This is a genomic window from Stenotrophomonas sp. YJH_SMC_37 (assembly GCF_059370035.1).
Genome location: NZ_JCAFTG010000021.1, coordinates 23420 through 42144 on the forward strand (window position 1 = coordinate 23420; position 18725 = coordinate 42144).

Sequence of the window (18725 nt, forward strand, 5' to 3'; positions counted from 1 at the left end):
TCAGGGGTCCTTGCGCAGCCGCTGCTGCAGCAACTGGGCGAAATTCGGCAGGTTCTTGAAGTCCGGCACGCGCACCGGTGCCGGCGGCGGCAGCGGTTCGGGCAGGGTATGCAGGGTGTTGATGCCGCCGGCGGTGACGCCCAGCAGCAGTTGCTGGCCGTTGACCTCGACCACCACCACGCGCTCCTTGGCGCCCACGCTCAGGCTGGCCACCAGCTTCATGCCTTCGGCCGGGCGGAAGCCACTGCCGGGCATGCGCTTGAGCAGCCAGCCGAGGCCGATGACCAGCGCGAGCACTGCCAGCAGCGCCAGCACCGCGCCGAACAGGCTGGGTGCGGCGGCCGCATGCTGGCCGACCTGGGGCCCGATGGGCGCGGCGGTCTTGCCGACCGCCAGCAGGGTGGAGGCCAGCAGGCTCAACGCAGTCTCCGGATCCGCTCGCTCGGGCTGACCACGTCGGTCAGGCGCACGCCGAAGCGGTCGTTGATCACCACAACCTCGCCGTGGGCGATCAGGGTACCGTTGACGAACACGTCCAGCGACTCGCCGGCACCCCGTTCCAGTTCCACCACCGAGCCCTGGTTGAGCTGCAGCAGGTTGCGGATCGGCAGGCGCGCGCGACCGACTTCCAGCGACAGAGTCACCGGTACGTCCAGGATCACGTCCAGGTTCAGGTCAGGACCGTTCGCCTCATCGGCCTGCAGGCTGCTGAACTGGGCCGGGGTGGGTTCGAGGGCGTCGATATCGTTCATTGCGGGTCTTCCTGGATGACGGGTACGCGCGGGCGGGTGCCCGGCGGATGGGTAGCGGTGATCTTCACGGCGTTCATGCCGTTGGCGATGCCGAACTCGCCGGTGAACACCGGGATGTTCTCCACGCACAACGGCACCTGCGGGCTGAGTTCGATCGGCAGGATGTCGCCGACCTTCAGCTGGGTCAGGTCGCGCAGGGTCATGCGCTTGCTGGCCAGTACGCTGGACAGGGTGACTTCGGCGATGTTGAGCTGCTCACGCAGGGTCTGGCCCCAGCTTTCGTCGCGATCGTTGCGGTCGCTCTGGATGCCGGCGTCGAGCAGCTCGCGGATCGGCTCCAGCATCGAGTACGGCAGGGTGACGTGGATGTCGCCACCGCCGCCATCGAGTTCGACGTGCAGGCGGCACACCACCACGTATTCGCGTGGCGTCACGATGTTGGCGAAGTGCGGGTTGATCTCCGAGTTGATGTACTCGAAGTCCACGTCCATCACCGGCGCCCAGGCCTCGCGCAGGTCGGCGAAGGTCTGCTTCAGCAGCAGGTGGATCACCCGCATTTCAGTGGCGGTGAACTCGCGGCCTTCGATGCGGGTCGGGTAGCGCCCGTCGCCACCGAAGAAGTTGTCGACGATGGCGAACACCAGGGTCGGCTCGAACACGATCAGGCCGGTGCCGCGCAGCGGCTTGAAGCGGATCAGGTTCAGGTTGGTCGGTACATACAGCGAGTGCATGTAGTCGTTGAACTTGATCAGTTCGATGCCGCGCACCGACAGCTCGGCCGAGCGGCGGATCAGGTTGAACAGGCCGATCCGCCACAGGCGGGCGAAACGCTCGTGGACCATTTCCAGGGTCGGCATGCGACCGCGGATGATGCGGTCCTGGCTGGCGAAGTCGTACGAGCGCGCTTCGCCTGACGGCGGTTCCGGATCGGTTTCGACCGCGCCAGTGTCCACGCCGTGGAGCAGGGCATCGATCTCGTCCTGGGACAACAGATCATTCATGGGTGGGCCCTTACTGGGTCACGAAGCTGGTGAACAGCAGGTCGTCGGCACCATTGCTGCCGGTCTCGGCCTTGAGCACTTTCTGCACTTCGGCCAGCGACGCAGCCTGCAGCTTCTGCTTGCCGGCGACATCGGCGATCTGGTCCGGGCTGACCTGCGAGAACAGCATCAGCAGGCGTGCGCGGATGGCGGGTGCATGGGTCTTGATCGCTTCCAGCGCAGCCGGGTCACGGGTCATCAGCTGCACTTCCAGCTGCAGGTAGCGCGGACCATCGACCGGGCCATTGAGATTGACCACGAACGCCGGGTCCAGCGCGAAGTACTGCGCGGGGGCCGGGGTGGCGCTCTTCTTCGGCGCCTGCGCAGTCTTGTCTTCGTGCTTGGACTGGGTGAAGAACCATACGCCGCCACCGGCGGCAGCGGCGGCCAGCACGGCCACCAGTGCGGTGATCAGGATCGGACTGCGCGGCTTGGCGGCCTTGTCCTTCTCGGCGGTCTTCTTGGTTTTGTCAGCGGCTGCGGCCACGGGGTGAAGCTCCTGAGGGTTGCTTCACCGGGATATGCAAGGGGTGTGCCGGAGCCGGGGCAGCGGGGGGCGACGGAATTCCGTCGGGGTGCCTGTGGGGCCGTGCGGAGCAAGCTCCGCACCCACCAACGCGATACTGGCAGGTGCCAACCGCACTGCTCTGGTGGGTGCCAACCTTGGTTGGCACGCCTGTCAGGCGTAAGCGTCCAGCAATCCGCGCTGGCGGATCAGCTGCGCCGACGACACGCTGCCATCGCCCGGCGTCGGTTCTCCGTCGCCGGGCAGACCGCCGCCACCGGCCTGGCCCGACGCATTGCCGTCACCACCGGGCGCCTGGTGGCCGACATCGGCATGAGCCAGCTGGAAGCCCTGTTCGCCCAGCAGTTCGCGCAGGCGCGGCAGGCTGCTTTCCAGTGCCTGGCGCACGTCCACATGCGGGCTGCTGAAACTGGCATGCACCTTGTCGCCGTTCAACTGCAGGCGCACATCCACCGGGCCCATGTCGTCCGGGCTCAGGCGGATGTGGGCGTGACCGATCTTCTGGTCGGCCAGCCAGCCCAGGCGCGCGCCGACGGCCTGGTCGAAACCATCGTCGCCGAACACGGGCCTGGGCGTCGGTTCGCCGTTGAAGACCGCAGTGCCGGTGGCGAGCGCAGCCTTGAGGTCCTGCAGGGCCGCCGGGGCCGGGGCGTGCAGGAATGGGGCAGCGCTACGGTCGCCGATCGCGGTCACGTCGTTGCTGTCGCGGTCGCCATGCTTGCTGCCCGGCAGGACCGTCTCCGGTAGTGGCAGGGTCGTGGCATCGCCGGCGCTGGCGGCCGGCGGCGTGCTGTCAGTTATGGATGCGACGGCTGCGCCCGGCGCCTGGGTCGGCGTCGGGGCAGGCAGTCCCGGTCCGGCAGTGGCCGGCAGCGCCGCGCCCGCACCCGTTGCAGCAGGAGCAGTGGCGGCAGGATCGGAGGAGGCCGGCATCGCCAGGACCAGGCCGGCCAGGCCCAGCGGCGGCCACGGCGCGTCCTCGGTGGCCACCGGCGTGTCCTTGTCCGTCGCCCGATCACCCGCAGGCGGAGTTTGCGGCGGCAAGGGCGACGTCTCGTTTCCCGTCGCCGCCGCATCCATGCTGCGTTCCTCCGGCGCCTGGCCATTTCCATCGGCGCTCGTCTGCGGCTTCGGTGCCGAGGTGGGCGGTGACGTAGCGGCGCCGGCGAGCGCGTCCGGCGCGCCGCCCTGCAACAGCTGGCTGAAATCCTTGCTGGCCTCGCTGCGTGGCGTGCGCGCTGCGGCGCCGCCGGCAGTCTGTGCCTGCGCGTTGGCGCTGCTGGCGAGCGGGGCGGGCATCACGGGCGGCCTCCCTGCTCGGTGCCATCCTGGTCTTCGGCCTGCACCAGACGCGCACGGCGCGCACCGATGTCGTCCATCTCGCGCTGGTCGCGGCGGTCGGTGACCACTTTCTCCTGCGCCCGGTAGCTGGCCGCCAGCTGTTCCAGCACGGCCTTGTCACGGCTGGCCAGGATCAGGCGGGCGCGCTCGGCCTCCACCTTCTCGCGGTTGCCGTTGACCGTGGCCTGCTGCTGCTCGACCGCACTGTCGAGGCGGTCGAGAAATGCACGCCGGTTGAGCAGCTGCGCCGGGCTGGTCGCCGCCATCTGCGCGTTGGCGTACTCCTCGGCATAACGGCGCAGTTCGTCCAGTCGCGATAGATGGGTGTCGAGCACGCGCTGGCGTTCGGCCAGGTCGCGGGCGACCGCGTCCTCGTGTTCCTGGGCCCGCTTGAGCAGGGGATCGATGCGCTTGGACTGGTTCATGGCTTAACTCTCTTGTTCCACCAGGCGCTGCAGCGCCGCCTGGCTGTGCGGGAGATCTGCGGCCTTGGCAACGTCCTGGCCGAGGAACTCCATGATTTCCGGCCAGCGTTCCAGGGCTTCGTCGGTGGCCGCGTCGTTGCCGCGCTGGTAAGCGCCGATGGCGATCAGGTCACGGTTGGCCGAATACGCCGAGACCAGTCGTTTCAGTTTGCGGATGCGCAGGCGCCACGGTTCGTCGGCGATTTCCGTGACCACGCGGCTGACCGACGATTCGACGTCGATGGCCGGGTACAGACCGCTGTCGGCCACGCGCCGCGAGAGCAGGATGTGGCCGTCGAGGATCGCGCGCGCCGCATCGGCGATCGGGTCCTGCGGATCATCGCCTTCGGTGAGCACCGTGTAGAACGCAGTGATCGAGCCACGGCCCTTGGCGCCGTTGCCGGCGCGTTCGACCAGTGCCGGCAGCTTGGCGAACACCGACGGTGGGTAACCGCGGGTGGTCGGCGGTTCGCCGACCGACAGGCCGATCTCGCGCTGCGCCTGAGCAAAGCGGGTCAGCGAGTCCATCAGCAGCAGCACGTTCAGTCCCTGGTCGCGGAACCATTCGGCGATGGCGGTAGCGCGGTAGGCACCGTGCAGGCGCGCCAGCGGCGGCCGGTCGGCGGGACTGGCCACCACCACGGCGCGGCGCAGGCCTTCCTCGCCCAGCGTGGTCTCGACGAAATCGCGGACTTCGCGTCCACGTTCACCGATCAGGCCGACCACGATCACGTCGGCGGCGGTATAGCGGGTCATCATGCCCAGCAGCGTCGACTTGCCGACGCCGGAGCCGGCGAACAGGCCGACACGCTGGCCGCGGCCGATCGGCAGCAGCGCGTTGATCGCGCGCACGCCCACGTCCAGCGGCTGGGTGATCGGTTCACGCGCCAGCGGATTGATCGACACGCCGGCCATGCCAACGTGGCCCTCGGCGCGGATCGGGCCCTTGCCGTCCAGCGGCACGCCATCGCTGTCGATGACGCGGCCGAGCAGCCCTTCGCCCACTTCAACGCCGCCACGGCGCGCAGACGGCACCACCCGTGCGTTGGGCAGCAGGCCGTGCAGTTCCGCGCTCGGCATCAGGTAAGTGCGCTCGCCGGCGAAGCCGACCACTTCGGCATCGACCCAGCCACCATCGACCACTTCCACCTTGCAGCTGGCACCCAGCGGCGCTTCGCAGCCGACCGCTTCCAGGGTCAGTCCGACCGCGCGGCGCAGCACGCCTTCGCGGATCAGGCCACGGCCATGGGCGGTATCCACGCGCAGGCCGTCAAGCCGACGGGCCAGGCGCAGGTTGCGGGCCATGGCCCAGTCGGCCGGTGGCGGCGTCGGCTGCGGATCGGGATTCATGTATTGGCTCCGGTCTGGCGGATCACCGCGTCCAGCGCGCCGCGCAGGCGCGCTTCCAGGGTGCCGTCGATGCGCACCGCTTCGGCGTGCACGCGAAGATCGCCGCGGCTGAGACTGGTATCCGGCACCAGGCGTTGCTGTGGCGGCAGGCTCAACAGCGGGGCGAGCGCGGCGATGTCGTCCGGGTGCAGCCGCACTTCGACCTCGCGGGTGCTGCCACCCACCGCGTCGATCGCCTCACCGACCAGCTGTGCCAGCAGTGCCGGCTCAGCTTCGTAGGCACGGCCGACCAGCGCACCGGCGATGCGTACGGCCAGCTCGCCGAGCGCGCCGACCACTTCGTTTTCCAGCCGCACCAGCGGTCGGCTGAAGTTGTCGAGGATGCCTTCGATCTGCGCGGCGAGGCGACGCACTTCGGCCTGGCCCTGGCCGTAACCTTCAGCATGGCCGTGCTGGAAGCCTTCCTTCTCGGCGCTGTCCTGTATTGCCTGGATTTCCTCCAGCGTCGGCAGCTGCAGCGGTGGCTCCGGCTCGTGTGCCGGGTCCGGCTCGGTGAGTTCGAACGCATCCTCCTGCTCCAGCACCGGTTCGGGTTGGGCCAGCAGGTCCGGGGCAAGCCAGCGCACGACGTTGCTCACAGCATGGCCTCCGCGCTGCCGCCGATGGTGACGGTGCCTTCATCGGCCATGCGCTTGACGATGGCCAGGATCTCGCGCTGTGCGCCTTCCACGTCGGACAGGCGCACCGGGCCACGGGCCTCCATGTCTTCCAGCAGGATTTCGGCCGCGCGCTGCGACATGTTGCGGGTGATCTTGTCGCGCACCTTGATGTCGGCGCCGCGCAGGGCCAGGCCCAGGCGCTCGCCGCTCACTTCGCGCAGCACAAGCTGCATCTCGCGGTCATCCAGGTCGACCAGATCGTCGAACACGAACATCAGGTCCTGGATGCGGTTGCTCAGCGGCGCATCGATGCGGGCGATCTCGCCCAGGATGGCCTGATCCTGGCCGCTGTCCATGAAGTTCAGGATGTTGGCCGCGCACTGCACACCACCGATGTTGGACGATTTCAGGTTCTGGTTGCCGGCGAACTGGCGCTCCATGATCTCGTTGAGTTCATTGAGTGCGTTCGGCGGAATGCCGTCGAGGGTGGCGATGCGCAGCAGCACGTCCACGCGGGTACGGTCCGGCAGCAGCTTCAGCGCGTCGGCGGCCTGGTCGGTTTCCAGGTGCGCCATCACGATGGCGATGATCTGCGGGTGCTCGTTGCGCACCAGGTCGGCCACCGCACGCGGGTCCATCCATTTCAGCGCGTCCAGGCCGGTGGTGTTGCGGCCCAGCAGGATGCGGTCGATCAGGTTGCCGGCCTTCTCGCTGCCCAGCGCCTGCACCAGCATGTTGCGGATGTAGTCGTCCGAACCCACACCCAGCGAGGTCTTCGAGCCCAGCTCCTGGCCGAACTGGTCCATTACCCGTTCCACCTGCTCGCGGGTGATGTCGGTCATGGTGGCCATGGCGATGCCGATCTTCTGCACTTCCTTGGGTTCCATGTGGCGCAGCACTTCGGCCGCGTCCAGCTCACCCAGGGACAGCAGCAGCACGGCCGCGCGCTGTACGCCGGTCAGTTGTGCCTCAGTCATTGGCCACCCATCCCTTGACCACCTGGGCCACGCGCTTGGAGTCGGTCTTTACGGCTTCACGCGCCATCCGCAGTCGTTCCTCATATGAATCCACCGGCAGGGCCAGGGCCTCCGGCCCAGCCAGGCTCGCCCGGTCGGCGCCCAGCGCCGGCAGCGGCATGCCATCGTCATCCACCAGCTGCACGTCCGCGGTGTGCGGCTCCAGTGCCTGCGGGTCGTCCTTCCTGTTCTGGCCGGTGATCGCGCGCAGCGCCGGGCGCAGTACGCCGAACAACAACGCCAGCACCACCACCGCGCCGAGCAGCATGCGGCCGGCATCGTGCACCCATGGCAGTTCCCACCAGGCCGGCCCTTCGACCGGCGTGGTGTCACGCACGAACGGGGCATTCATCACCGACACGGTGTCGCCACGCTCGGCGTTGAAGCCGACGGCCTGCTTCACCAGCGCCTCGACGCGGGTCAGTTCCGCGGCCGACAGCGGCTGCGGGCTGACCTTGCCGTTGGCACCGGCGCGCGGCACGTTGTCCACCAGTACCGCCACCGACACGCGCTTGATGCGGCCGGCCGGCTGGCGGGTGTGCTGCAGGGTGCGGTCCAGCTCGTAGTTGCGGGTGGCGTTCTTGCTGCTTTCGGTCGGGGCCTGCGCGGTGGCCGGCGTGGCCTGCTGGCCCGGCGGACTGTTGCTGGTGGCACCCGGCACGCCCTGCGGGCCCGGGGTGCTGGTGGTGTTCTCGCTCATCTGCTCGCTGCGCAGCTTCTGCGGTTCACCGTTGTAGAGCTCACGGGCTTCCTCGGTCACCGAGAAATCCATGTCCACGCTCACTTCCGGGTTGACCCGGCCGGGGCCGGTCATCGGTTCCAGCAGCTCGCGGATGCGCTGGTTGAACGAGGTTTCCTGGCGGCGCACCTGTTCGAACTGGGCAGCGTTGACCGCCGCCTCACTGTTCGGGTCGCTGACGCTGAGCATGCGCCCGCTCTGGTCAACCACGGTCACCCGTTCCGGGGCGAGATCCGGGATGCTGGCCGCGACCATGTGCACGATGGCGTCCACCTGGCTGCGTTCCAGCTGCTGGCCGCCACGCAGTTCCAGGGTCACCGAGGCGCTGGCCACGTCTCGCTGGCGGGTGAAGGCGCTGGGCTTGGGAATGGCCAGGTGCACGCGCGAATCGCGCACCGGGCGCAGCGTGTTGATGGTGCGCGACAGCTCGGTTTCCAGCGCATGCTGGTAGCGCGCGCTTTCCACGAACTGGCTGACGCCGAAGCCCGGGTCGCGCTCCATCAGCTCGAAGCCGAGCTTGCCGCTGTCGGTCAGGCCGGAGCCGGCCAGCTTCAGGCGCGCGTCGTGCAGGTTCTTTTCCGGCACGGTGATGCCACCCGTGGCCGGGTCGAGTGCGAACGGAATCTGTGCGGCGCGCAGCAGGTCGGTCGCTTCAGCGGTCGCCTTCTGGTCCAGGCCGGTGTACAGCGGGACCATGCCCGGCTTCTGCGACCAGAAGAACACGGACAGGCCTGCCGCCACCGCCACCGCGATCATCGCCATCAGGCCCAGCCGACGGGTGATCTGCAGACTCTGCAGGCGGTCGAACCATTGCCCGGCCTTCTCGGCGTTCAGGCTGTCCTTGGAGAGCGTCAGTGCCATGCGTCAATGTTCCTTACAGCGGCATGTTCATCACGTCCTGGTAAGCCTGGACGAGACGGTTGCGAACTTCCACGGTGGCGCGGAAGGCGATCTGGGACTGCTGCGAGGCGACCATCACCTTGGCCAGGTCGGCGCTGGGGTCGCCCATTTCGAAGGCCTTGGCGAGGGCGCCGGACTTCTGTTGCGCATCGTTGACGCCGGCAATCGCACCACGCAGGGTTTCGGTGAAGCTGGCCGGCTGGGCCTGCGGTGCATCGAGCACCGTGCCCGGCAGGGCGTTGCTGCGCGGCGTTTCGCCCAGCGGGTTGAGCGCCGGCTGTCCCATCTGGGTCTGATAGGAGCGGATCTGCGAAAGGATCGAAGTGACGGAGTGGGACATCTGCAACGGTTCCAGAAACAGGGATGGGGTTGTCTGCTGTAGCCAGTGCAAGTGCCGTGCCGAAACCGGTTTTCGATTCAGTGAAGTGAGGGTGGGGGTGTTTGGTGGCAGGGCTGCGCCCTGCACCCGCCGACGCGACGTCAACATCAACGTCAAAATCGGGCTATCCGTGGGGTGGCGGGGTGGGTCCGGTTGCGGGGGACGCCGTGAATACGTCCCTGTAGGCTCGGTCGCGCCATCCATGGCGCTCACGCCCCCGCAACCGGACCCACCCCGCCTTCGACAGTGGCCGCGATCTGTTGGAACCTGCTGCCTATGGTGCTTCTGATGGTGCTTCTGATGGTGGTGGGTGCCGACCGTTGGTCGGCACGGGGTCGGATCCCGTTGTAACGCAACCGGCTCTGACTCCGGTCGTGGCGCCATTTAACCGGCGTCGGTTTTCTGGCCTAGGGCTGCAGGGTCCATCGGCCGGAAATCTGGCGCTGGCGCGGGGCGATGGGGCCGTCGTGCTGGGTGTAGATGAAAGGGCCCTGGCGGTCTGTCTGGCAGGTCAGCAGGAGGGTGTAGTGGGCGGGACCGGCTGGGTGGCTTTCAGTCATCTGGATTGGGCAGGGTGCAGCCGGTGGCGGCGGCAATGCCGGGGCAGAGCAGGGCGGCGAGCAGGGTGAGGCGATGCATGGTGGAGCCTCGTTGGAAGGTCTCACTCCATCCTCCGGAACGCGGCAACGTTGTCTGTAGGAACTTGTGCAAATGCGCGGCGTTGTCAGCGCGCGTCCACGGTCCCTATCCACACATGGCGTGGATCTACTGACGTCGTGCAGCGGCGCCAAAAACACCAACGCCTGGGCAAGCCCAGGCGTTCGTGCCCCCTTCATGCTGACAGCGCGCTTCAGCCGGCCAGTTCGGCCTGCTCGCGTTCGATGCCGTACTTGCGCAGCTTTTCCACCAGGGTGGTGCGGCGCAGGCCGAGCAGCTGGGCGGCGTGGGCAACCACGCCCTGGGTGCGTTCCAGTGCTTCGTTGATGAGGCCCAGTTCGATGTTGGCCATGTGGTTGCGCAGGTCCATGCCTTCGTCGGGCAGGGCGGCCGGTGCCGCCGGGCGATTGACGGCGATGCCGTGCTCCAGCGCCGGCTGGTTGCCGCTGCCGGGGGTGTGGAACGAGAAGCTGCGCAGGTCCAGGCGTTCTTCGTTGGCAACCGTAGCTGCCGGTGCCGGTGCAGCCACCGCTGCCAGCGCGGCATCGCCACGGTAGCGGGCCGGCAGGTCCTGCACGCGTACTGAACCGCCCGGATGCAGCACCGCCAGGCGCTCGACCAGGTTGGTCAGCTCGCGCACGTTGCCCGGCCATTCGTAGCTGGACAGCGCCTGCAGCGCTTCGGGAGTGAAGCGCACTTCGCCACGGCCGGTGCGGGCCAGCTGCGCGGCGATGGTTTCCACCAGCGCCGGCAGGTCCTCACTGCGCTCGCGCAACGCGGGCACTTCGATCGGGAACACGTTGAGGCGGTAGAACAGATCCTCGCGGAACTTGCCCTCGGCGATGCGGGTCTCCAGGTCGCGGTGGGTCGCGGCCACCACGCGCACGTTGCAGCGGATGGTCTGGTTGCCACCGACGCGCTCGAAGCTGCGTTCCTGCAGCACGCGCAGCAGCTTCACCTGCATCGGCAGGCTCATGTCGCCGATCTCGTCGAGCAGCAGGGTGCCGCCTTCGGCCATTTCGAAACGGCCCTTGCGCGCGGTCAGTGCGCCAGTGAAGGCACCCTTTTCGTGGCCGAACAGCTCGCTTTCCAGCAGGTCAGGCGGAATGGCGCCGCAATTGATCGCCACGAACGGGCCATCACGGCGCGGCGAACGCTGGTGGATCGCGCGCGACACCACTTCCTTGCCGGTGCCGGATTCGCCCAGCACCAGCACGGTGGTGTCGAACGCGGCCACCTGTTCGATCATGGTGCGCAGCGCGGTGACCGCCGGGCCGTTGCCGGTCGGTCCCTGCTCCTGCGCGGCACCGGCCTGGTGCTCGGCATCCAGGCGCTTGAGGCTGGCGCGGCGCAGCAGCGCTTCCATCTGCGCATGGCGCAGCGGGGTTTCCAGCGGCCAGATGTTGGCTTCGTGCAGGCCATGCTGCTGCGCGAACGCAGCGGCATCACCGTCGGCCAGCAGTACCGGCGGCGGCAGGCTGCTGCCGCCCAGCCAGTGATACAGCGCGGTGCTGGCGGGGCTGTCGTCCAGGCTGCCGACGATCACCGCCATCCAGTCGTTCTGGCGCTGTCGGCCCAGGTCGAAGTCGGCTGCGTCGGACACCCAGCGCGGGTTGAAGTCCATGAATTCCAGCAGGGCAACGGTGCGCTCCGCGCGCACGGCGTCGTTGTCCAGCACCAGGATGCGCGATTCGCTCACGACTGTTCCTCCCTGAGGCCTTCCAGGATCGGCATGACTTCCTGGATGTAGGACAGCTTGCTGACAAAGTTGTCGGCGCCGGCGCGCAGCGCGTGTTCGCGGTGCTCGGCGTCGTCGAAGTGGCTGGCGATCACGATGTACGGCGCATCGTCCTGCGACTTGATCAGGCGGGTGGCCTGCAGCCCCCCCATTTCCGGCATGGCCAGATCCATCAGCACCACCTGCGGGCGCAGCGTTTCCGAGCGCTCGATCGCTTCCAGGCCGTTGCCGGCGCTGCCGACGATCTGCAGCCAGTCGATCTTGCGGAAATGGCGCATCGCCGCGTTGATGAAGCCCTCGTGGTCATCGACCAGCAGGACCGTGAGCTTGTTCATGTCCAACATCCTTTTCAGCCCACCCGGGCCAGCTGGGGTTGCCTGGCGCTGAGCCGGCGCCGTTCGCGGGCCGGGGCGATATCCAGTTGTTCTCGGTATTTTGCGACGGTTCGGCGGGCAATGTTCACCCCCTGGCGCGACAGCAGGCCGGCAATGGCCTCGTCGGCCAGCGGGCGGCCGGCCGGTTCGGCGTCGATCAGGCGGCGGACCATGGCCTTCACCGCCTGGCCGGAGACGCTGGCGCCCTCCAGGCGCACGGCGAAGAAGTGCTTCAGCTCGAAGGTGCCGCGTGGGGTCTGCAGGAACTTGCCGGTGGTGATGCGCGAGACGGTGGACTCATGCATGCCGATTTCCTCGGCCACTTCCTTCAGGGTCAACGGCGCCATGGCCTCTTCGCCCCGCACCAGGAAGGCGGCCTGGCGCTCGACGATCACCCGCGCGGTGCGCAGCAGGGTGTCGTAGCGCATCGACAGGCCGCGGCTGAACCAGCGCGCTTCCTGCAGCATCTCGCGCAGTGCCGGGGCGGCCTCACTGGTCTCTGCCAGCGCCTGTTCGTACTGGCTGTTGATGGAGACGCGGCGACTGGTGGCCGGGTTCAATGCCACTTTCCACTGGCCATCGGCGTGCCAGGCGACCACATCCGGAACCACAACGGCATTGCGTTCCGGCAGCAGGCTGTCGCCGGGGCGCGGCTGCAGCGACAGGATCAGGCGCACCGCCTCGCGCACGTCGTCGATCTCGGCGTCGTGCTGGCGGGCGAGGGCGGGGTAGTCGTGGGCAGCCAGTGCGTCGAGCGCGCCGTCCAGGATGCGCGCAGCCAGATGGCGGGCCGGCACCACGCCGTGCAGGCTGCGCAGCTGCGCCTGCAGGCCTTCGCGCAGGTCCTGTGCGGCCATGCCGGCCGGCTCGCCGTGCAGCAGCTGCTGGCGGATGGTTTCCACGCCAGCGGCGGCGATGTCGAACTGGGCGCTGGCCAGCAGCTGCAGCTGTGCCAGCGGCGCCTGCAGGTAGCCGGCCTCATCGCAGTGGTCGAGCCAGAACGCGGCCACTGCCAGTTCGCGGTCATCCATGTCCAGCGACAGGCGCTGCAGCACGCGCAATTGCGGGTCGGTCGATTCGCCGGCGGCGATGCGCGCCATGCGATCGTCGTCGCCGTCCTGCCAGCTGGCGCCGGCCACGTCCCACATCGAAGACTCGGGCAACTCGTCGAACGCGGCGGTTTCCAGCGTGGTCGCGCTGGCCTCGGTGGCTTCGGCGGCAGGCGCTTCGGCCTCTTCGATTTCGAGCAGCGGGTTGGAGTCCAGCAGGCGCTGGATTTCCTGTTCCAGGTGCAGGCCGTCGAGTTGCAGCAGCCGGATCGACTGCAGCAACTGCGGGGTGAGGTGAAGTTGTTGGCCCAGCTGGGTCGAGAGTGCAGCCTTCATCGTGGTTCCCCGGCGCCGCTCCCCGGCGCCTTGTGGAACGCATCTTGCTTTTGATCCGGCGGGGGCGGAATCGGGGGGTTCCTGAGGGGATTCGTGGTTGTCCCGACAGGATGTAGGGGTTATCCCTACATTGGCTCGGGATATTGACGAAACGGGCCGCCAAGTCATTGATTCGTCGTGCCGACGCAGCGGGTTTTGCAGCGGCCGGTGTACGGATTCCTGTCAGGGAATGTCGGGGTGACGGGAATTCGTCGCCGGTGCAGTGCCGGGCAGGGGTCAGGTCCCTTTCCTGCGGAAAGGGATCTGACCCCATTCGCAGGCAATCACTCCAGCTCGTGCTGGTGGCGCGCGGCCAGCAGCAGCAGATCGTTGGCGCGGCGGCAGCCGAGCGATTCCATCATGCGTGCGCGATGGGTCTCCACCGTCTTGACGCTGATGCCGAGGTCGGCGGCGATTTCCTTGTTGCTCTCACCCTTGCCGATGCGGCGCAGGATCTCGCGCTGGCGCGGCGACAGCGCGGCGATGCCGGTGGGCTTCTCGCGGCCCAGCATCGGTGCCAGCATCTTGGCGGAGATCTGCGGGCTCAGGAACACCTGGCCGGCGTGCGCGGCGCGCAGCGCCAGTTCCAACTCCTGCGGTGCTGCATCCTTGACCACGAACCCGACCGCGCCCCGATCCAGCGCATCGCGCACGTGAGCGGCATCGTCGTGCATGGTCATCATCACCACCCGGGTACCGGGCGCGCGCAGGCGGATGTCGCTGAGTGCTTCCAGGCCGGTGCGGCCCGGCAGCGAGAGGTCCATCAGCACCACATCCGGTGCGTGCTGCAGGGCCAGCTGCAGTGCCTGCTCGGCGTTGCTGGCCTCGGCAACAAGCTGCACGTCGGCAAACCCTTGCAGCAGCCGCGCCAGGCCGGCGCGGACGAGGGTGTGATCGTCGACGATGAGAACTCGCACAGGCACGCAACAGATCCGTGTAGGGGAGTCCACCTTAACTTAGCTGAACGGGCGCGCCAAGGCTTGCCCGCAAAGCGTGATGGTGGCAGGTTTCAGCGGGCGCGGCGCGCCTCGGCCACCTGGCGGCGGTGCAGGCGGAACAAGTGCCGCTCCATTGCCATCTCAAGGCCATCGCCAGGACGCTGGAAACGCAGCCACAGGTAGTGACCGCCGCCACCGTCCGCCGCTTCGGCGATCACTTCCACCGGCAGGTCGATATGGTCGGGCAGCCAATCGCTGGGCTGCAGGCGCACCACGCCGGCCTGGCCGGGGCTGGCGCCACTGCGTGGGCCCAGCTGCAGGCGGATGCCGCGGCGCGACCAGCGCACGGGGCGCAGCGTCAGTTCCTGGCCCTGCTGGCGTACCAGCCGGCCCAGCAGCACCATCGCCAGATCCAGCTTGGCCTCCAGCCGCTGCAACTGCAGGCTGGCCTCATTGCGGTCGTCATGTTCGTCAACGCGGCTGTCTTCAACCAGCGCCAGGCTGCGCAGCAGGCCTTCGGCGCTGCTGGTGCGACCGGCCGCGCTGCCTGCCTGGAACTCGGCCGGCAGGGCCAGCTCGCAGCTGAGCGTCTCGTCGAACAGCTCGCTTTCAGCCGGGTGGTGCAGCGACGTGGTCGGCAATTGGGTCATGCCAGCGATTCTGCCTGCAGGTAGGCATGCGCTGCGCGAAGGGAACGCTGGCCGTCATTCATCAGTGCTGCCACCGCATCGCGGCGCTGGCGCAGCAGGCCGAGCAGATTCTGCTGGCGTTCGAACAGCGCAGCCAGCGGTGCGTGGTCGGTGGCGGCCAGCGGCTGGCTGAGCAGCGCATGCAGCGTGCTGTCGTGGCCGTCGAGCAGGCTGTCGGCCTGGTCGAGGGACTCTTCGCCCAGGGCCTTCTCGAAGGCATCCAGCTGGGCGTGCAGTTCGTGCAGGCTCATGGCGCCACCGCCGCCGGCCGGCGCTGCTCGTGCGGGATCGCGTTCCAGGCGCTGTCGATCTCGCCCAGCAACTGCAGCGATTCATCCAGCGCGGCACGGTCGTTGTGCAGGTTGGCCTCGGTCAGGCGCTGCAACACGTAGTCGTACAGTGCCGACAGATTGCCGGCGATCTCGCCGCCGGCTTCGTGATCCAGCGAGCCGTTGAGGTGGCCGACAATCGCGCAGACTTCGCCGATCGCCTTGCCCTTTCCGGCCTGGTCGCCACGCTCAAGACTGGCCTGGGCACGGCGTACGCGCTCCAGCGCGCCCGCCAGCAGCATCGCCACCAGCTTGTGCGGATCGGCGTCGGCAACCGCACTGGTCACTCCCACCTGGCGGTACTGCTCGGCATATTGACGGCTGGAACCGTACATTCGTGATTCTCCTTGCGCTGGGTGCCGTCGGGTGGTCGTGGGGACCGTGGCCGGCGGTGCGGCGTTGATTGCTGTTGCGTCCGTTATCGGTGCGAACCACGCCAAACTTGAGCGTTGCACGCCGTCCTTTAGCGGTTCAGCTGTGCCAGTTGCTGCTGCAGTGCGGTGTTGCTCTGCTGCAGCTTGCCCATCAGGCTGTCGAGCGCCAGGAACTGCTTCTTGTAGCGTTCCTCGACGTTCTTCATGCGCGTGTCGAGGTCCTTGCGGCGCTTGTCGATGTTGTCCAGCGTGGTGTTCAGGCCCTTGGTGCGGGCGACGAACGCCCCTTCCTTGCCGACGGTGGTGCTGACATAGCCGTCGACCATGGTGTACAGGGTGCCAGCACCGCCGGTGTCGCCGGTGATGGCCGAGCGGATCTTCTCAGGCTGGCTGGCCAGTGCGGCGGCAAACTTGGTGGTATCGAGAACGAGGCTGCCGTCGGCGTTGGGATAACCGCGGGTCTGCAGGCCCAGCACCTTCGGATCCAGGCCGTCGGCCGAGAGCTCCTTCAACACGCTCGACATCATCGAACGCAGCTGGCTGGAGGCGCCGCGCATCTGCGCGTCACCCGTCAGGGTGGCGGCTTCCTTGGTCTTGGCGTCGTACTTGGTCTCCGTGTTGATCGCCGCGATCGCCGCGTTGTAGGCGGTCACGAATTCCTGCATGACCTTGGTCGCGGCGGCCGTGTCGGTGCTGATCACCACGGTACTCTTGCCGGGAACCTTCAGGTTCAGGGTCAGGCCCGGTACCGCATCGGTCACCGTATTGCTGGCACTGACCACTTTGACGCCGTCGATGGTCAGTTCGGCGTCCGCAGCGGCCGTGTTTTCTTTCAGGCTGCCTACCAGTGCACCCAGCTTCGGGTCGCTGCCTGCATACTCCAGCTTGATCGCGTTGGCGGCACCGGTCTTTTCCTGGGCGATCGACAGATACTGGTTGTCGCCCGAGCTGATAAGCGTGGCCTGCACGCCTTCCTTGCGCCCGGCGGCATCGATCTTGTTGCGGATGGTGGTCAGCGTGTCGCCGTCCTCCACCGTCACGTTCATGGTCTTGGCCTTGTCGCCCACGCCAACGGTCAGCGTCAAGGTTCCGGCACCGAAGGTGTCGGTCTTGGGCACCGAGGTATCGGCGATCAGCTTGTGTGCCGTGGCGAGGGATTTCACCTCCACCTGGTGCGTGCCGTTGGAGGCCGCTGCCTTGGTCGTGCCCACGTCGTACAACGCGACCGACGCCGTCAGCACATCATCTGCATTGTTCGGACCGGCCTTGCCGGTGGCGGTGACGGTGCGGGTATCGAAGGCCGTCGTGGCCTTGAGGGCCGTCAGCGCGGTCTTCAGCTTGTCGAAGGCCGCCGTAACGGTGCCGATCGACGACAGCTGCATCTTGGCCTTGGACTGCTGCAGGTTCAGCGCATTGTCGGCGGGCTTGCGGTCAGCTGCGACCAGCTGGTTGACGATGCTGGAAATGTCCAGCCCCGAGCCAATGCCACCGTATCCAAAGTCTGCCACGTCGTTTCTCCTGGTATCCGGGCCTGGCCGTCGTGCGGCGGCCCGTCGTCAACGAAAATAGCGGCCTGCGCCGCTGGGTCTTGAGGACTTCGTTGATGCATGCGCCGTGCCAATGGTCTGGCGCAGGTTCTGGCACGCAGATTGCAGGAGGGTTGGGGCAGGGTGCGGGGACATTCACCGCAGGCTGCCGGGGGTCTGCAAAAAGCCCTCCCCCAATGCAGGGGAGGGATCAGGCTACTGACAATCGGGGGGAGACGAAGCCGCCCGGTACGTACAGTCAAAGGTACAGCGCTGAAAGAGAGGTCCGCAGGAGCGGGCGATGCCGAGCCGGTTCGGGAGGTTTCCCGGGCCGGGCATGGCCCGCGCCTTCGAGCACCATGGCGTCCAGGTTGCCGCTACCGTCGATTCACTTCGACGGTAGCGGCGCCTTCTTGCCGTGGATCAGCGCAGCAGGCTGAGCACGCCCTGCGGCACCTGGTTGGCCTGGGCCAGCATGGCCGTGCCGGCCTGCTGCAGGATCTGGGTGCGGGTCAGCTCGGCGGTTTCCTTGGCGAAATCGGTATCCTTGATGCGACTACGCGAGGCCGACAGGTTTTCCGTCGAGGTCTGCAGGTTGGCGACGACCGAAGTGAAGCGGTTCTGGATCGCGCCGAGGTCTGCACGGGTGTTGTTGATCGAACCCAACGCCTTGTCGACAATCTCAATCGCCCGTGAGGCATCCTTGAAAGATGTTACGGAGAGATCTTGAGCGACGTTGACGGTCGCGCCGGCGGCAGTAGCGGTGTTCGAGGTCGCAGTGAAGCCCGCAGTGGCTGAAGCTTCTACCGCTAGAGTGGAGTCGGCCTTGATCGAGCTCAGTGTGATCGAGAAGGTGGACGGATCGCCAGCAGCCGCGCCCGCAGTTTCGATTACCTTTGCGACCGCTCCAGTCTCACCGGTCTTGGCATTGATGGCTGCGACCAAAGATGTTGCGACCTCCTTATCGGTCGCTGCATTCGTGAACTTCACTTTGTCGACGGTGACGCCGTTGACCTTGAATCCACCCACCTCAGCGCCAGCGGCGGCACCAGCTACGTCTGCACCAGCGATGTCAGCCGCAAATGCAGCCCGGCCCAAGCTCGAGGTCTTCGCGTCGACGATCTGATCAATGGCAATTGCCTGGCCTGCGTTGGCGCCCACCTGGAAAAGCTGGCTCGAGAATGAACCATCCAGCAGCTTGGTGCCGTTGAAGTCCGACTGCTTGGCAACGCGATCGATCTCGCTGACCAGCTGTGACACTTCGGCCTGAAGCGCTTTACGATCACTGTCAGAGTTCGTAGCGTTCGTTGCCTGCACGGCCAGTTCGCGGACACGCTGCAAGTTATTGCCGATTTCCGAAAGCGAGCCCTCGGCGGTCTGTGCAAGCGAAATGCCATCGTTGGCGTTGCGGATGGCGACGTCGATGCCGCGGATCTGGGTGCCGAAGCGCTCCGAGATCGCCAGGCCGGCGGCGTCGTCCTTGGCGCTGTTGATGCGCGAACCGGAGGAC

Annotated in this window: 20 protein-coding genes; all 20 read right to left on the bottom strand. The window is 67.3% G+C overall.

Annotated features, from left to right (window positions below; genetic code table 11):
- Positions 1 to 420: a flagellar biosynthetic protein FliO gene (fliO, locus tag AC5P8J_RS19500; protein ID WP_014037105.1), complete on the bottom strand. Its 420-nt coding sequence runs from the start codon at positions 418 to 420 to the stop codon at positions 1 to 3.
- On the bottom strand, positions 417 to 752 hold the full coding sequence (gene fliN / locus AC5P8J_RS19505) for a flagellar motor switch protein FliN (RefSeq protein WP_005409543.1): 336 nt from the start codon (positions 750 to 752) through the stop codon (positions 417 to 419). Before fliN ends, fliO begins: the two co-directional genes overlap by 4 nt.
- On the bottom strand, positions 749 to 1753 hold the full coding sequence (gene fliM, locus AC5P8J_RS19510) for a flagellar motor switch protein FliM (RefSeq protein WP_021203860.1): 1005 nt from the start codon (positions 1751 to 1753) through the stop codon (positions 749 to 751). Before fliM ends, fliN begins: the two co-directional genes overlap by 4 nt.
- Positions 1754 to 1763: 10 nt before the next feature.
- On the bottom strand, positions 1764 to 2279 hold the full coding sequence (locus AC5P8J_RS19515) for a flagellar basal body-associated FliL family protein (RefSeq protein ID WP_019659602.1): 516 nt from the start codon (positions 2277 to 2279) through the stop codon (positions 1764 to 1766).
- A gap of 192 nt (positions 2280 to 2471) precedes the next feature.
- Positions 2472 to 3617, bottom strand: a complete 1146-nt coding sequence (locus tag AC5P8J_RS19520; protein ID WP_494540130.1) for a flagellar hook-length control protein FliK — start codon at positions 3615 to 3617, stop codon at positions 2472 to 2474.
- The gene (gene fliJ, locus AC5P8J_RS19525) at positions 3617 to 4084 is read right to left on the bottom strand and encodes a flagellar export protein FliJ (protein WP_021203862.1); all 468 of its coding nucleotides are present in this window, start codon (positions 4082 to 4084) and stop codon (positions 3617 to 3619) included. Before fliJ ends, AC5P8J_RS19520 begins: the two co-directional genes overlap by 1 nt.
- A gap of 3 nt (positions 4085 to 4087) precedes the next feature.
- A complete protein-coding gene (locus AC5P8J_RS19530; protein ID WP_005413257.1) occupies positions 4088 to 5473 on the bottom strand; it encodes a FliI/YscN family ATPase in 1386 nt (461 codons plus the stop codon).
- Entirely contained in the window at positions 5470 to 6111 is a 642-nt protein-coding gene (locus tag AC5P8J_RS19535) for a FliH/SctL family protein (protein ID WP_019659606.1), read from the bottom strand. The genes AC5P8J_RS19530 and AC5P8J_RS19535 overlap by 4 nt, the downstream gene beginning before the upstream one ends.
- The gene (gene fliG / locus AC5P8J_RS19540) at positions 6108 to 7094 is read right to left on the bottom strand and encodes a flagellar motor switch protein FliG (RefSeq protein ID WP_024958226.1); all 987 of its coding nucleotides are present in this window, start codon (positions 7092 to 7094) and stop codon (positions 6108 to 6110) included. The genes AC5P8J_RS19535 and fliG overlap by 4 nt, the downstream gene beginning before the upstream one ends.
- A gap of 7 nt (positions 7095 to 7101) precedes the next feature.
- Positions 7102 to 8748, bottom strand: coding sequence for a flagellar basal-body MS-ring/collar protein FliF (gene fliF, locus AC5P8J_RS19545; RefSeq protein WP_021203865.1), 1647 nt, complete (start codon positions 8746 to 8748; stop codon positions 7102 to 7104).
- A gap of 13 nt (positions 8749 to 8761) precedes the next feature.
- A complete protein-coding gene (gene fliE / locus AC5P8J_RS19550) occupies positions 8762 to 9127 on the bottom strand; it encodes a flagellar hook-basal body complex protein FliE (protein WP_005409552.1) in 366 nt (121 codons plus the stop codon).
- Between the two features lie 889 nt (positions 9128 to 10016).
- Entirely contained in the window at positions 10017 to 11522 is a 1506-nt protein-coding gene (locus AC5P8J_RS19555) for a sigma-54 dependent transcriptional regulator (protein ID WP_494540131.1), read from the bottom strand.
- Positions 11519 to 11896: a response regulator gene (locus AC5P8J_RS19560; RefSeq protein WP_005409556.1), complete on the bottom strand. Its 378-nt coding sequence runs from the start codon at positions 11894 to 11896 to the stop codon at positions 11519 to 11521. The genes AC5P8J_RS19555 and AC5P8J_RS19560 overlap by 4 nt, the downstream gene beginning before the upstream one ends.
- Positions 11897 to 11910: 14 nt before the next feature.
- Positions 11911 to 13320: an RNA polymerase factor sigma-54 gene (rpoN, locus tag AC5P8J_RS19565; RefSeq protein WP_049395886.1), complete on the bottom strand. Its 1410-nt coding sequence runs from the start codon at positions 13318 to 13320 to the stop codon at positions 11911 to 11913.
- 323 nt (positions 13321 to 13643) lie between these two features.
- Entirely contained in the window at positions 13644 to 14276 is a 633-nt protein-coding gene (locus tag AC5P8J_RS19570; RefSeq protein ID WP_005413261.1) for a response regulator, read from the bottom strand.
- A gap of 92 nt (positions 14277 to 14368) precedes the next feature.
- Positions 14369 to 14947: a PilZ domain-containing protein gene (locus AC5P8J_RS19575; protein ID WP_494540132.1), complete on the bottom strand. Its 579-nt coding sequence runs from the start codon at positions 14945 to 14947 to the stop codon at positions 14369 to 14371.
- Entirely contained in the window at positions 14944 to 15237 is a 294-nt protein-coding gene (locus AC5P8J_RS19580) for a hypothetical protein (protein WP_019659610.1), read from the bottom strand. The genes AC5P8J_RS19575 and AC5P8J_RS19580 overlap by 4 nt, the downstream gene beginning before the upstream one ends.
- Positions 15234 to 15650: a flagellar export chaperone FliS gene (gene fliS, locus AC5P8J_RS19585; protein ID WP_019336597.1), complete on the bottom strand. Its 417-nt coding sequence runs from the start codon at positions 15648 to 15650 to the stop codon at positions 15234 to 15236. The genes AC5P8J_RS19580 and fliS overlap by 4 nt, the downstream gene beginning before the upstream one ends.
- Positions 15651 to 15778: 128 nt before the next feature.
- A complete protein-coding gene (gene fliD, locus AC5P8J_RS19590) occupies positions 15779 to 17197 on the bottom strand; it encodes a flagellar filament capping protein FliD (protein WP_111104208.1) in 1419 nt (472 codons plus the stop codon).
- 441 nt (positions 17198 to 17638) lie between these two features.
- A partial coding sequence (locus AC5P8J_RS19595) for a flagellin (protein ID WP_495217075.1) occupies positions 17639 to 18725 on the bottom strand: 1087 nt, incomplete at its 5' end.